The 14,761-nt window shown below is 73.3% G+C and carries 9 protein-coding genes and 1 pseudogene; 5 read left to right on the top strand and 5 right to left on the bottom strand.

All coding sequences use genetic code 11. The features are described 5' to 3' along the window. The first annotated feature begins 2 nt into the window (after positions 1-2). From J421_RS23725 to J421_RS23735, 3 genes are all read left to right on the top strand, one after another. Positions 3-890, top strand: a complete 888-nt coding sequence (locus J421_RS23725; protein WP_025413606.1) for an energy transducer TonB — start codon at positions 3-5, stop codon at positions 888-890. Positions 891-967: 77 nt separating this feature from the next. After that, the gene (locus J421_RS23730) at positions 968-1,300 is read left to right on the top strand and encodes a PadR family transcriptional regulator (RefSeq protein ID WP_025413607.1); all 333 of its coding nucleotides are present in this window, start codon (positions 968-970) and stop codon (positions 1,298-1,300) included. Further along, positions 1,293-3,965: an ABC transporter permease gene (locus tag J421_RS23735; RefSeq protein WP_025413608.1), complete on the top strand. Its 2,673-nt coding sequence runs from the start codon at positions 1,293-1,295 to the stop codon at positions 3,963-3,965. The genes J421_RS23730 and J421_RS23735 overlap by 8 nt, the downstream gene beginning before the upstream one ends. A gap of 272 nt (positions 3,966-4,237) precedes the next feature. Here the strand turns inward: J421_RS23735 and J421_RS23740 are convergent, their stop codons facing one another. After that, positions 4,238-6,937, bottom strand: coding sequence for an ABC transporter permease (locus tag J421_RS23740; protein ID WP_025413609.1), 2,700 nt, complete (start codon positions 6,935-6,937; stop codon positions 4,238-4,240). Position 6,938: 1 nt separating this feature from the next. Then, positions 6,939-7,289: a PadR family transcriptional regulator gene (locus J421_RS23745; RefSeq protein WP_104023222.1), complete on the bottom strand. Its 351-nt coding sequence runs from the start codon at positions 7,287-7,289 to the stop codon at positions 6,939-6,941. Between the two features lie 120 nt (positions 7,290-7,409). Between J421_RS23745 and J421_RS23750 the strand changes: the two genes are divergently transcribed. Then, positions 7,410-9,842 (top strand): glycoside hydrolase family 95 protein, encoded by a 2,433-nt coding sequence (locus J421_RS23750; RefSeq protein WP_025413611.1) that lies wholly within the window; start codon positions 7,410-7,412, stop codon positions 9,840-9,842. A gap of 154 nt (positions 9,843-9,996) precedes the next feature. Beyond that, positions 9,997-11,403 (top strand): amidohydrolase family protein, encoded by a 1,407-nt coding sequence (locus tag J421_RS23755; protein ID WP_025413612.1) that lies wholly within the window; start codon positions 9,997-9,999, stop codon positions 11,401-11,403. Positions 11,404-11,407: 4 nt separating this feature from the next. On the opposite strand, the gene J421_RS34090 is transcribed toward J421_RS23755, so the two are convergent. The 3 genes and pseudogenes from J421_RS34090 to J421_RS23765 all read right to left on the bottom strand — a co-directional run bounded on the left by J421_RS34090 (position 11,408) and on the right by J421_RS23765 (position 14,726). Beyond that, positions 11,408-11,659, bottom strand: a complete 252-nt coding sequence (locus J421_RS34090; protein ID WP_236646354.1) for a hypothetical protein — start codon at positions 11,657-11,659, stop codon at positions 11,408-11,410. Between the two features lie 80 nt (positions 11,660-11,739). Continuing rightward, positions 11,740-11,916: pseudogene (locus J421_RS34820) on the bottom strand (histidine phosphatase family protein); the annotation flags it as partial. 8 nt (positions 11,917-11,924) lie between these two features. Continuing rightward, the gene (locus tag J421_RS23765) at positions 11,925-14,726 is read right to left on the bottom strand and encodes a glycoside hydrolase family 2 TIM barrel-domain containing protein (RefSeq protein WP_025413613.1); all 2,802 of its coding nucleotides are present in this window, start codon (positions 14,724-14,726) and stop codon (positions 11,925-11,927) included. Positions 14,727-14,761 lie beyond the last annotated feature (35 nt).

The following is a 14,761-nucleotide window of genomic DNA, read 5'->3' on the forward strand; positions in this document are numbered from 1 at the left end:
CGATGTTCACGCGGTTCTCGATGCCGCCGCAGCGGAGGGATCCGGCGCCCGTCGCCGGTTCCGTCGCGAGCCTCGCGGCGCATGCCACGCTGGTCGTTCTGCTCATCGGCGGGGGCCCGTCCGGCACGGGCACCGGGGCCGGCGCGGCGGGTGCGCCCGCGAGCGCGTCGGCCGAGCCGGCGGCCGGGGAGCGCATCCAGTGGGTGGGGTCGCCCGATGCGGACCGCGGCGCGTCGGCGGCGCCGAGCACGACCCGGCCGCCGATCGCCTACGTCGTGCCGGGGCGGGGACCGCTGCGGGAAGTGACGGCGCCCGTCGCGCCGCGCCGCCGTCCCACGCGCGGCACCGCGACGTCCGTCCCGCCGATGCGGCCGCCCGAGCCGCGTCGGCTGAAGTTCTGGCAGCGGCAGCTCCTGCCGCTCCCGCCGCTCCCGGAGGTCGACGTCGCGCTGCTCGTCGCCGGCGTCGTCGCGGCGGCGCCCGACCTCGACCGGCTCGTGACTCGCCCGGAAGACTTCCACCGGCTGCCCACGACGGACCCCGCGGAGTTGCTGGCGCTGGCGAACGTGCTGACGCCTAACGGGCCGCGTCCCGTCGGGCCGGTGGACGTGCTGCCGATCGCGTTCGTGAGCAACCCGAAGCCGACCTACCCGATGTTCCTCGCGCAGTCGGGCGTCGGGGGGCGCGTGCTCGTCGAGTTCACGATCGACAGCGCCGGCGTCGTGGACCTCGCGTCGCTGCAGGTGGTGCGGAGCACGAACGACATGTTCACGCAGGCGGTGCGCGCCGTGCTGCCGCAGCTCCGCTTCCTCCCCGCGCAGATCTCGCAGCACGCGGTGGGCGTGCGCGTGCGGCAGCCGTTCGAGTTCCGCATCGGATCGCGGAACTGACGCGGGCGAACGCGGTCCGAGGTTGACGACCGCGCGACGCGGCCGTATATGTATGATACATACATATCGGAGTCGCGATGCTCACCGACGCGCTGAAGAAGGGGAGCACGGAGTTCCTCATCCTGTCGCTGCTCGCGGCCGAGCCGCGGCACGGCTACGAGCTGCAGAAGCTCATCGAGTCGCGGTCGCGCGGCGTGCTCACGTTCAACGTCGCGTCGCTCTACCCGCTGCTCTACAAGATGGAGGACCGCGGCTGGATCGTCGGCCGCTGGGTGGAGAAGGCCGGCGAACGCCGCAAGCGCTACTACCGCCTCACCGCCGCCGGCCGCGACGCGCTCGAGGCGCAGCGCGTGAGCTGGCGCGAGTTCGTCGAGGCGATCGAGAGCGTCGCGGGGGTAGGCTATGCGTGACGCGCGCGAGATCGACTGGCATCGCGAGGTGCGCGCGCGGCTGCGCGCGACGCGGCTGCATCCACAGGACGAGGCCCAGGTCGTCGACGAGATCGCCGAGCACCTCGCGGCGCAGTACGCCGAGCTGGCGCCGGCGATCGGACCGGGGGCCGCGCGCGAGCGGCTGCTCGCCGAACTGCGCGAGCCCGGGCTCGACGACGCGGCCGCCGCGCGCCGCCGCCGCGCCCGTCCCGCGCCGACGCGCGTGTGGGGCGCCGGCTCGCTCTGGCGCGACGTGCGCTACGGCATGCGCTCGCTGCGCCGCAGCCCCGGGATGGTGGCCGCCGGCGCCGCGGCGCTCGCGTTAGGCATCGGCCTCACGGCGACGGTGTTCAGCATCCTGTACGGGCTCCTGCTCAAGGGGCTCCCGTTCGACGACGCGCCCCGCATCGCGATCGTGCGCTACGTCGACCCACGCAACGGCTCCGACGACCTCCCGATCCCGTTCGGCGATTTCGTGCGCTACCGCGCGGGACAGCGCTCGTTCGAGACGCTCGGCGCGTACGGCGCCGAGATGGCCACGGTCACCGGCGGCGATCGGCCGGACCGCGTGCGCGCCGCGCGCGTCACGGCGGGCGTGTTCGACGTCACGCGCGTCCGTCCGCTGCTCGGCCGCACGCTCGTCGCCACCGACGCCATGTCGGGCGCGCCGCCGGTCGCCGTGCTCGGCTTCGCGACGTGGCGCGACCGGTACGGCGCCGACTCGGGCGTCGTCGGCAAGGTGCTGCGCGTCGACGGCCATCCGTACACGGTCGTCGGCGTGATGCCCGAGCGGTACGAGTTTCCGCGCGAGGTGCGCGTGTGGCTCCCGCTGCAGCTCGACGCGGCGACGGCGCGTGCCGGCGAGGGGCCGTCGCTGCTCGTCGTCGGCCGGCTGCGCGCGGGCGCGTCGTACGAGCAGGCGAACGCCGAGCTGACGGGCATGGCGCGACGGATCGCGACGGAGCGCACCGAGGGCGGCGTCACGTTCCGCGCCGTCGTGCAGCCGTTCATCCGCGGCACGATCCCGGTGCGCGTGTACTCGCTGTTCTACGCGATGCTCGGCGCGGTGATGCTCGTGCTGCTCGTCGCCTGCGCGAACGTGGCGAACCTGCTGCTCGACCGCGCGGCCGCGCGCACGCGCGAGATCGGCATCCGCACGTCGTTAGGCGCATCGCGGCTCGCCGTGATCCGGCAGTCGCTCGTCGAGTCGACCCTCATCGCCGCGCCGGCCGCGCTGCTCGGCACCGCGCTCGCCGGGGGCGGCGTCGTCGCGTTCAACCGGGCGATGGCCGAGCTGGAGCACCCGTTCTGGATGGACATCCGCCTGCACCCGGCGGTGCTCGCGTTCGTGCTCGCGACGACCGCGCTCGCCAGCCTCGTCTCGGGGCTCCTGCCCGCGCTGCAGTCGGCGCGGCTCGACGCCGCCGAGACGCTGAAGGACGAGTCGCACGCCGCCTCGTCGCTGCGCGTGGGGCGGCTCAGTCGCGCGATCGTCGGCGTGGAGATCGCGCTGTCGTCGGCGCTGCTGCTCGCGTCGGGGTTCGTCACGAAGAGCGTCGCACAGCTGCGCGCCGTCGAGCCGGGCTTCGCGACGACCGGCGTGTACACGGCGCAGGTCGACGTGCCCGCAGGCGACCCGGACGCGCGTCGCCGCTTCACCGACGCGCTCGAGCGCGGGCTGTCGAGCCTCCCGCGGGTGGAGGCGGCGTACGTCGGAAGCGGGCTCCCGGGCACGGGATGGGGCGGCGGATCGTTCGCCGTCGAGGGCCGCAGCTACACGCGCGACCAGGACTACCCGTCGGCGCGGTCGCTCGCCGTGAGCCCGGGGTTCTTCACGACGTTCGGCGTGCGCGTGCTGCGCGGACGCGCGATCGGCGCGGCGGACCGTGGCGGCGCGACGCCGGTGGCGGTGATCAGCGAGTCGCTCGCGCGCCGACAGTTCGCGGACGTCGATCCGCTCGGCCAGCGCCTGCGACTCGGCGGCGCCGACGGTCACGGCGAGTGGCTCACCGTGGTCGGCGTGATGCCCACGCTGTTCGCGATGAGCATGCGGAACCCGTGGCCCGCCGAGGTGCTCACCGCGCTCGCGCAGGAGCCGCGGGCCGCGGGCGCGTCGGCGGTGACCGTGGCGCTGCGCGGTCCGGTCGACGCGGGCACGGCGATCCGCGCGGCGGTGCGAGCCGCGGATCCCGACGCGCCGGTGTACGATCAGGCGTCGATGGAGGCCGTGTTCGCGCGCGAGACGTGGATGGCGCGCGTGCTCGGCACGATGTTCATGATCTTCGGCGGCGTGTCGCTCGCGCTCGCGGCGATCGGCCTCTACGCGGTGATGGCGTTCTCGGTGAGCCGACGCACGCGCGAGCTGGGTATCCGCGCGGCGCTGGGCGCGTCGCGGCGCGACGTGATCCGCATGGTCCTGCGCCAGGCCGCCGCGCAGATCGCGCTCGGCATGACGGCCGGCTTCCTCGTCGGCGGCGCCATCGTGCGCCTCGCGCGCGCCGCGCTGTTCGAGGTGCAGCCCGGCGACCCGACCGTCTTCGCGGCGGTCGCCCTCGTGTTAGGCGCCGCGGCGCTCGTCGCGTGCCTCGTTCCTGCCCGGCGTGCGACGAAGGTGGACCCGCTCGTCGCTTTGCGGATCGACTGAAGGGCGTCTCGCGCGGAGCCGCGGAGAACGCGGAGTGCTGCCTCCGCTGTGTGAACGAACCGCAGAGGACGCAGAGGGCCGCAGAGGACATCAACAGCAATACCTGGGGATGAAAGGATCTCCGGATCCCTAAGGATCCTTGCATCTCCGGATCTCTTGCCGTTCGAAGCGGCAGTCCCTCTGCGACCCTCTGCGTCCTCTGCGGTTCAATTACGCGGCAGCAGGCAGTTCTCCGCGCTCTCCGCGGCTCCGCGTGAGGTTCCCGGATGGGTTCACGCCTCGTGCAACACCGTCGCCGGATCGGCTCGCGCCGCGCGCCGCGCCGGCCAGATGCTGGCGAGCAGCGCGACGGCGCCAGTGACGACGACGACGCCGACGAACGTGAGCGGGTCGGTCGGCGCGACGCCGTGCAGGAACGCCGTCATCGTGCGGGTGAGCGCGAGGGCGAGCAGCGTGCCGAGCACGAGTCCCACCGCGGCCTGCGCGGCGCCGGCGCGCACGCCGAGCCCCACGAGGTGGCCGGGCACCGCGCCGAGTGCCGCGCGGATCCCGAACTCGTACGTGCGCGCCGCCACCACCTGCGCGACGATGCCGAAGATGCCGATCGCCGACAGCAGCAGCGCGAGCACGCCGAACAGCGCGAGCAGCCCCATCGCGAACCGCGGCTCGGCGATCGAGGCGCCGAGCACCTCGTTCATCGTGCGCACGTCGGAGATCGGCAGCCGCGGGTCGAGGGCGTGCACCGCCGACCGCACCGGCGCGACGAGCGCCGTCGGGTCGCCGTTCGAGTGGACGACGAGCGTCATGCTGCGGCTCGTGTTGCCCGGCGCCCGCGCGTACTGGCCGAGCGGCGCGTAGAACTGCGGCTTCACGTCGACCGTCAGCGCGTTGTGGTGCACGTCGTCGACCACGCCCACCACGGTGTACACGAGCCCACTGTCCGATCCGCCGACGGTCACGCGCCCGCCCAACGGCTCGCGGCCGGCGAAGTACTTCCGCGCGAACGTGCGGTTCACGATCATCGCGAGCGGCGCGTTCATCACGTCGCGCGAGTCGAACACGCGACCGGCGCGCAGCCGCAGGCCCATCGCCTGGAAGTAGCCCGGCGTCACGACCTGCCAGTCGCCCGGCGTGCCCTCGTTAGGCGGCGGCGTGTAGCCCTCGACGCGGAGCCCCCAGTCGCCCATCTCCGTGGCGAGCGGCAGCAGCCGCGCCGCGCCGACCGCGTCGACCCCCGGCAGCGCAGCGACGCGCCGCTGCAGCTCCGACCAGAACGCCTCCACCTTCACCGAGTCGGCGTACCAGGTGGACGGCGTGGAGAGCCGCATCGTGAGCACACCGTCGGCGCGGAAGCCGCTGTCGATCGCGAACAGGTTCGCGACGCTGCGGATCATGAGCCCCGCGCCCGCGACGAGCACCACGGCGAGCGCGACCTCGCCGACGACGAGCGTCTGACGCCAGCGGAGCCGCGACGTGCCCGCCGTCGCCGCGCGTCCGCCCTCGCGCAGCGCCGTGGCCGGCGCGACGCGCGTCGCCTGGAGCGCGGGCAGGAGCCCCGACAGCACCGCCGCGAGTCCCGCCGCGACGAGCGCGAACAGCAGCACGCCGAGATCGAGCCGCGTGTCGGCGACGCGCGCGAGCCCCGCCGGCGCGGTGTGCCGCACGAGCCACACGCCGAGCGCCGCGAAGCCGACGCCGAGCACCATGCCGATGCCGGCGAGCACCATGCTCTCGGTGAGCAGCAGCCGCACGAGCCGCCGCACGCCCACGCCCAGCGCGACGCGCAGCGCCATCTCGCGACGCCGCGCCTCGCCGCGCACGAGCAGCAGCCCGGCGACGTTCGCGCAGGCGATGAGCATCACGAGGCCGACCGCCGCGAACACGACGAGCAGCACCGGCTTCACGCGCCCCATGACCTGCTCGTCCATCGGCAGCGCGTAGGCGCGGAACTGCGGCGGCGCCTGGAACGAGCCGTCCTTCTGTACGCGGTCGAGCAGCGCGGCCATCTGCCGGTTCGCCTGATCGACCGTCGCGCCGGGAGCGAGCCGCGCGAGACCGTAGTAGCCGTGGTTGCCGCCGTTCGGGTTGAACGCGGGGCCGATCGTGCCGCCGTTCTGCGCCGCGTCGGTCTGCAGCGGGAACCACAGCCGCGTCGCGCCGGCGACGCCGTAGTCGGTGGGCAGGCGGAAGCTCGCCGGCATGACGCCGACGACCGTCGTCGCCTGGCCGCCGATCTGGATCGCCTTGCCGAGGATCGCCGGGTCGCCGCCGAAGCGGCGCTGCCAGACGTCGTAGCCGAGGATGACGACGTTCGGCCCGTTAGGCCGGTCCTCCTCCGCGGTGAACGCGCGGCCGAGCACCGGCGAGACGCGCAGCAGGCGGAAGACGCCGTGGTCGACGAAGCCGGCGCGCGCGCGCTCCGGCTCGCCCGTGCCGTCGTTCAGCGTCACCGCGCCGTCCCGGTACACGGCGACGTCGCTGAACGCCTTCACCTCGTACTTGTAGCCCTCGTACTCATCGTACGAGAGCCACGTGCGGTCGAACCCCTTCCACGCGCTCCAGATCCCGACGAGGCGCTCCGGCTGTCCCCACGGCAGCGGCGTGAGGAGCGCCGCCTTCACCACGCCGAACAGCGTGGTGGTGGCGCCGATGCCCAACGCGAGGGTGAGCGCGGCGACGAGCGTGAAGCCGGGACGGCGCCGGAGCGAGCGCCAGCCGAAGCGCGCGTCCTGGAGCAGGTCCTCGAGCGGCCGCGTGCCGCGCTGGTCGCGCACCTCCTCCTTGTACCGCTCCACGCCGCCGAACGAGCGCAGCGCCTGCCGGCGCGCCTCGTCGGGCGAGAGCCCCTCGCGCTCGTGCCGGGCGGCCTCCATGTCGACGTGGAAGCGGAGCTCCTCGGCCATCTCGACCTCGTCCTGTCGCTTGCTGACGAGCGCTCGCGCGATCGAGCGCATCTCATGATGCCACGCCATGTCAGCCTCCCTGGAGCGCGAAGCGGAGCACGCGATTCACGGCGCGCGACGACCGATCCCACTCGGCCATCTGCGCGTCGAGCTGACGCCGGCCCTCGCGGGTCAGCTCGTAGTACCGTGCGCGTCGGTTGTTCTCGGTCGCCTGCCACGCGGACTTGATCCACCCGCGGCGCGTCATGCGCTGCAGCGCCGGGTAGAGCGATCCCTGCTGCACCTCGAACACCTCGCCCGAGATCTGGCGCAGGCGCATCGAGATCCCCCAGCCGTGCATCGGCTCGAGCGTGAGCGTCGTGAGGACCAGCATCTCCAGCGTGCCCTGGAGCAGGTCGGCGCGATCGGTGGACAAGGGCATGCTCCTGTAGATGGTCTGAAGGGCAATATGGTTTGCTCCTGTAGACCGTCAAGAGGAGAATGCGTCCGGGCCCGCCGCGGGTTTCGACCGCCCGCGGCGACGCCTACATTCGCCGCCACGATGACCGACCCACGCGACCTGTCCCGGCGCGAGTTCCTGCGCGGTACCGCGGCCCTGACGGGCGGGCTGCTGCTCGGCGCCGGCGCGGCTGCGGGACAGCCGGCAACGACGCGGGACGCGCCGCTCGCGCTCTGGTACCGCCGACCCGCGGCGCGGTGGGTGGAGGCGCTGCCGCTCGGCAACGGCCGCCTCGGCGCGATGGTCTTCGGCGGCGTGGAGCGCGAGCGGATCGCGCTGAACGAGGACACGCTCTGGTCGGGCGGCCCGAGCGACTGGAACAACCCGAGGGCGCGCGAGGCGCTCGCCGAGGTGCGCCGGCTGATCGCGGCCGAGGACTACGTCGGGGCCGACCGCGCCGCGCACGGTCTGCAGGGGCCGTACACGCAGTCGTATCTGCCGTTAGGCGACCTGCGCCTCGCGTTCGAGCACGGCGACGTGACGCGCGGCTACCGGCGCGAGCTGGACCTGCGCTCGGCGACGTGCACGGTGCGCTACCGCGTCGGTGAGACGACGTTCACGCGCGAGACGCTCGTGTCGCACCCCGATCAGGCGCTCGTGATGCGGCTCGCCGCCGACCGGCCGGGCGCGATCACGTTCACCGCGACGCTCGACAGCGCGCTGCGCCACCGCACCGCCGCCGACGCCGACGTGCTGAAGCTGCTCGGCCGCGCCGCGACGCACGACGACCCGAACTACTTCGACTCGGCGACGCCGATCCGCTACGACGAGCGCGCCGGGATGACGTTCGAGGTGCACCTCGGCGTGCGCGCCACGGGTGGACGCGCGTGGACCGACCAGGACGGCGTGCACGTGCGCGGCGCCGACGAGGTGCTGCTCGTGCTCACCGCGGCGACGAGCTTCGCGGGGTTCGACCGCGCGCCGGCGCCCGAGGCCGGGGGGCGCGACCCTGGACCGGTCGCCGCGGGCGCGCTCGCCGCGGCGTCGGGCAGGTCGTTCGCCGCGCTGCGCGACGCGCACGTCGCCGACCATCGCGCGCTGTTCGACCGCGCGGCGCTGGAGCTCGGCGCGCCGGGCGGCGCGAACGAGGACCTGCCGACCGACGAGCGTCTCGCGCGCGCGGGCGCGCGGGATCCGCGGCTCGTCGAGCTGTTCTTCCAGTACGGCCGCTACCTCCTCATCGCCAGCTCGCGCCCGGGCACGCAGCCAGCCACGCTGCAGGGGATCTGGAACGAGGAGACGCGGCCGCCGTGGAGCTCGAACTACACGATCAACATCAACACGGAGATGAACTACTGGCCGGCCGAGGCGACGAACCTGGCCGAGCTGCACGAGCCGCTGCTCGACTTCGTGGCGCGGCTCGCGACGAACGGACACACGACCGCGTCGGTGAACTACGGCGCGCGCGGCTGGGTCGCGCACCACAACAGCGACGTGTGGGCGCAGTCGGCGCCGGTGGGCGCGTACGGGCAGGGCGATCCGGTGTGGGCGAACTGGAGCGGCGCGTCGGCGTGGCTGTCCCAGCACCTGTGGGAGCACTACGCGTTCGGCCGCGACACGGAGTATCTGCGCGGGGCGTACCCGATCATGCGCGGCGCGGCCGAGTTCTACCTCGACTGGCTCGTGCCCGACGCGCAGGGCCGGCTCGTCACGTCGCCGTCGACGTCGCCGGAGCTGAAGTTCCTGCTCCCCGACGGACGCGCCGCGGCGGTGAGCGCCGGCGCGACGATGGACCGCGCGCTGGTGTGGGACCTGTTCACGAACGTCATCGAGGCGTCGGAGGTGTTGGGCACCGACGCGGCGTTCCGCGCGCGCGTGCGGGCGGCGCGCGCGCGGCTCATCCCGTACCAGATCGGCGCCCGCGGCCAGCTCCAGGAGTGGGCGCACGACTGGCCGGAGCAGGAGCCGCGGCACCGCCACTTCTCGCACCTGTTCGGCGTGCATCCCGGCCGCGAGCTGACGCGCGACGCGACGCCCGCGCTGTTCGCCGCCGCACGCCGGTCGATGGAGCTGCGCGGCGACGAGGCGACCGGCTGGTCGATGGGGTGGAAGATCAACTTCTGGGCGCGCATGGGCGACGGCGACCGCGCGCTCGCGCTGCTCGCGAACCTGCTGCGCCCGTTAGGCACCGTGCCGAACCAGATCGGCGGCGTCTACCCGAACCTGTTCGATGCGCACCCGCCGTTCCAGATCGACGGCAACTTCGGCGCGACGGCGGGGATCGCGGAGATGCTGTTGCAGAGCCACGCCGGCGAGATCCACCTGCTGCCGGCGCTTCCCGCCGCGTGGCCCGACGGACGGGTGCGGGGGCTGCGCGCGCGTGGCGGGTTCACGGTCGACATCGCGTGGACGGGCGGTGCGCTCGCCGAGGCCGCGCTGTCGTCGGCGCGCGGGGGCGTCGCGCGGGTGCGCGCGGGGACGTCGGTGCGCGAGGTGCGCGTGCGGGCCGGGGAGCGCGTCGTGCTTTCGGGGTGAGGGTGCGCCGTTCACGACTCCACGTTCTCTGGACGCGCGCCGGGCGCGCCTAACGCCGCGCCGCACGCCCGCCGGGCCAACGGTTCCGGACGTGGGCTCGTAGACGTGGTGGCGGTCCGGGAGACGGACCGCGACTCCCCCGCGTCCCGCCGTCATGCGCCTCCCGACCCTCCGCTCCGCCCTCGTCTGGCTGGCCTCGCTCTGCCCCGCCACGCTCGCCGCCCAGCGCGACGGCGGCGCGGTCATCGTGCGCGGCGGCTGGCTCTTCACCGCCACGGCGGACACCGTGCAGCGCAACCGCGGGCTGCTCATCCGCGCCGGCAAGCTGCTCGTCACCGACGGCGACATGGCGGGCGAGGACACGGCCGGCGCGCGCGTGGTGCAGCTGCGCGACGACGCGTACGTGCTGCCGGGGCTCTTCGACATGCACGCGCACTACAACATGACGCTCGGCGACAACGCGTCGCGGCAGGACGAGTACACCTACAACCCCGTCATCTTCCTCGCCAACGGCGTCACGTCCACGTTCCCGGCCGGCGAGTACGACCCGGACGGCATGATGGCGGCGCGCCGGCGGATCGACGAGGGCGCGCAGATCGGCCCACGGATCTACAACTCGGGCCCCTACTTCGGCACCGCGCGCCCGGGGTGGAACGCGAACGCCACGGCCGCCGACATCGACCGCGACGTGGACCTGTGGGCGGCGCAGGGCGTGCGCGGATTCAAGGCGAAGGGGATCGCCCCCGACCACCTCCGGGAGCTCATCCGCCGTGCGCACATGCACGGGCTCACGGTCACCGCGCACCTCGAGTCGGGGTTCCGCAACAGCACGAACGCGAAGGACGCGATCCTCATGGGCATCGACCGCGTGGAGCACATCCTCGGCGGCGACGAGCTCGATCGCACGAAGGCGGCGTACCCGTCGTGGGTCCACGTCGACACGGCGTCGCGCGAGTTCAAGGACATCGCGCGGCTGTTCGTGAAGCATCATGTGATCTTCGATCCGACGATCACCGCGCCCGTGTACTTCTCCACCGTGGCCGACAAGCCGGGCTTCGACTACTGGGTGGACGAGCGGACGTTCTTCACGCCGGACGTGCAGGCGTGGGTGAAGGCGCAGCCGGCGCGGAAGGCGTACCCGCTGTTCGACTCGCTGTACCTGGCGATGCTGCGCACGACGAAGGCGCTCTACGACGCCGGGGGCACGCTCACGCTCGGCACCGACAACCCGAGCCGCGGCGAGTACCTCGCCGGCTTCTCGGCCCACCGCGAGCTGCACGCGCTGGTGCTCGCCGGCATCCCGCCGGCGGCGGCGCTCCGCATCGCGACGATCAACGGCGCGCGCGCGCTGAACGTCGCCACGACGCTGGGCACCATCGAGCCGGGGAAGCTGGCCGACCTCGTGGTCGTGCGCGGCAACCCGCTGACCGACATCCGCAACACGCGGCACGTCGAGCTCGTGATGAAGGACGGCGTGACGTACGATCCGCAGGCGCTGCTGAAGTCCGTGGAGGGGAAGATCGGGTTCACGGCGCCCCGGGCGTCGGCCGCGAGGCGTTAGGCGCTCAGCGCACCCGCCGCAGCTGCCCCGCGCGCAGCAGCCACTCGAGCCGCACCGCGCCGGGGCTCACCGGCGCGTCGCACTCCAGCAGACATGCGCCGCCACGCGTCAGCTCCGTGAACGCGTGCTCCTGCCCCGACAGCAGCCAGCCGACGAGCCGCGAGAGATGCGGCTCGTGCCCGACGAGCGTGATCGTCCACCCGGCGCGCTGCGTGTCGAGCCAGTCGCGCGTGAACGCGAGCGGCGCGTCGGGCACGAGCGCCGACAGCGTGACGATCCCCTCGCTGCGGCCGAACCGGTCGGCGAGGATGTCGGCCGTCTCGCGCGCGCGCGCGCCAGGGGGCTCGACGCGACGACATCCACGTGCTCCAGGATGTCGCGCAGGCCGCGGGCCGCGCGGCGCATGCGGCGCCGTCCCTCGCGCGTGAGCGGCCGCGCCTCGTCCGGCTGACCGGTGTGGGCGAACGCCTCGCGGTCCTCCGCGATGCCGTGACGTACGACGACGATGCGCATGGGGCCTCCTACCGCGCGGGCGGCTCGCCGGCGTAGAACCACACCGACGCCGTGTAGTCCGGGACCTCGGTGCCGCGCGAGCTGCGCTGCACGAGGTTCTTGCGTCCGGACGGCGAGATCTGCGCGGGCGTCATGAACTTGTTGCCGATCGGTGGGATGGCGTGCAGGAACGACAGTCCGCCCGGCGGGAACTCCACCGCCGTCGCCCCGGGCGTCATCTTGCGGTCTTCCGCGTTAGGCAGCCGAGGGGTCAGCACGCGGAGGAAGAGATCCGGCTCCGGCGTGACGACGGTGAGCGCGAGCGGACGCGTCTCGAGCACGGCCCAGTGCAGGTTCGCGTGGAACCCCTTGAACTCCGGGTACTGCCACACGAGCCCCGTGACCGCATCGTTGTACGGCTTGCGCCACACGTCGTACTCGACGCCCTCGCGACGGTTCTTCCACACGCGATACGGGCCGCGGCCGAGCCACCGCATCGCCGTCACCGCGGAGTCGGGCAGGTCGAACGTGATGCCCGCCGCGTCGACCTCGCCGTTCAACTCGTAGCGGTAGTCCAGCCCGAGCCAGCCGTCGGGGCGCAGCCGCCAGCGCCCCGAGCGGAGCGCGCCGTCGTACGTCGCCTCGACGACGTGGTCGGCCCCGTCGGCGCGGTGCGTGAGCGCGGTGAGCTTCCCCTCCGCGCCGCCGACGAGGCGTGGTCCGTCGGCGAGTGGCAGCGACGCGCTCCCGCGCGCCAGGCGCACGAGCCGCCCCGTCGCGCGGTCGATCTCCACGCGCACGTCGCCCGCCGCGAGAGCGATGCGGTCGGCGGTCTCGGTGGCAGTGACCGCCGGACCGCGCGCTTCGTTAGGCACCACGCGCTGGGCGACCGCGCGCGGCGACCGGAGCATCCACGTCCACGTGTAGAGCTCGCGGCCGTGCGGGTCGGTCGCGGTGAGATACAGCGCGTCGTGCCGCGCCCACTCGGCGGGGAGGCCGAGCGCGAGCACGCCGCGCATCCCCGGCGCGACGCTCGGCGCGGCCGCCGTGCCGCGCACCGCCACCGTGTGCCCGGTGCGCCGATCGCTCGGCGCGGGGAAGTCGACGAGCTGCCACGCGAAGCGCACGCGGTCGAGGTTCGTGTAGTCGTAGCGGTTCTCGGCCACGAACCGCCCGTCGAACGTCGGCGGCAGCGTCTCCACGTCGCCGAGGTCGAGGTGCACCGGCGACCAGATCTTCTTGATCGTGTAGAAGCTCGCCTCCTTCTCGCGGTGCGGTCCCACGATGCCGTCGGCGCCGCGGTTCCCCTCGGTGTCGAGCGTGTCGCCGGGGAGGTCGGTGCGGAGCACGCCCTGATCGACGAGATCCCAGAGGAACATCCCCGCCCACCGCGGGTCGGCGAGCGCCGCGTTCCAGTAGTCGGCGAGCCCCGCACCGTGGCCGCCGTCGTAGAGCCCGTGCTGCACCTCGGTCGGCATGACGAGGTCGCGCCCCTGGAACACGCGGCCCGCGCAGCACGCGAGCGGGCGATAGTGCGCGGTGTTGATGCCGTCGTGCAGCGTCCACGGGTGCATCACCTTGCGGCCCTGCGGATCCCACTTCGCGAAGTCGTCGTCGAGGTCGAAGTTGAAGCCGCCCTCGTTGCCGTTGTCCCACAGGACGATGCTCGGATGGTTCACGTCGCGCACCACGAGCTCGCGCACGAGCGTCTCGCCGACCGGCGTGTCGTAGTTGCGCTGCCATCCGGTGAGCTCGTCGAGCACGAACAGGCCCAGCGAATCGGCGACGTCGAGGAAGTGCGGGTCGGGCGGATAGTGCGACATCCGCACCGCGTTCATGTTCATGTCCTTGATCAGGTTCACGTCCATCTCGCTGATCGCGCGACTGGTCGTGCGCCCGGCCTCGGGCCAGAACGTGTGGCGATTGACGCCCTTGAGCCGCACCTTCGTGCCGTTGACGTAGACGCCGTCCTCGGGCCGCACCTCGACGGTGCGGAAGCCGATGGTCTCCGTGACGGTGTGGCCGCCGGCGAGCGCGACGCGGAGCCGATAGCGGTTCGGCTCCTCCGGGTTCCACGGCCGCACGCCGGCGACGCGGCCGCGCAGCGTGGCGACGCCGCCCGTCGCCGTGCCGGCGAGCGCCCCGCCTAACGGCCGGCCGTCGAGCGCAAGCACCTGCGCGGTGACGCGCGCGCCGTCGAGCCGCGACGAGTCAGAGGTGCCGACGTACGCGTCCACGCGCAGCGTGCCGTCGGCGCGCGCATCGACGGCGACACGGTCGATGTGCCGCGCGGGCATGGCCTCGAGGTACACGGGGCGGTAGATGCCGCCGAACACCCAGAAGTCGCCCTGCCGCTCGGCGCGGTTCACCGACTCGTCGGCGGAGTGCTCGTCGACGTCGGCCTCGATCACGTTCTCCTCGCCGTACTTCAGCAGCGGCGTGACGTCGTACGTGAAGCGATAGAACCCGCCGCGGTGGGTGGGCCCGGCCGATGCGCCGTTCACGCGCACGGTCGCGTCGGTCATCACGCCCTCGAACACGAGGCGCACGGCCTTGCCGCGCCACGCCGCGGGCACCTGGAAGCGTCGGCGGTACGCGCCGCGGTCCGGCGGGTCGACGTCGCGGCCGTAGCTGTAGGTGCCGAACTTCTGCAGCTCCCAGTTCGACGGCACGGCGATCGTCGTCCACCTGCCCGCGTTCTGCCCCGACGACATGCGGAACTCCCACGGCACCGTGTGGTCCTTGTCGGGGCCGGAGAGCATGAGCGTCTCCGTCGGTTGGGCCCCGATGGGCAGGCCGAGGAACGTCAGCGCGACGAGCCATCGCGTCATCGACACGACTCCACTGCGAGGTGATCTCGATTCGA

This window comes from Gemmatirosa kalamazoonensis (genome assembly GCF_000522985.1).
Classification (GTDB): Bacteria; Gemmatimonadota; Gemmatimonadetes; order Gemmatimonadales; family Gemmatimonadaceae; genus Gemmatirosa; species Gemmatirosa kalamazoonensis.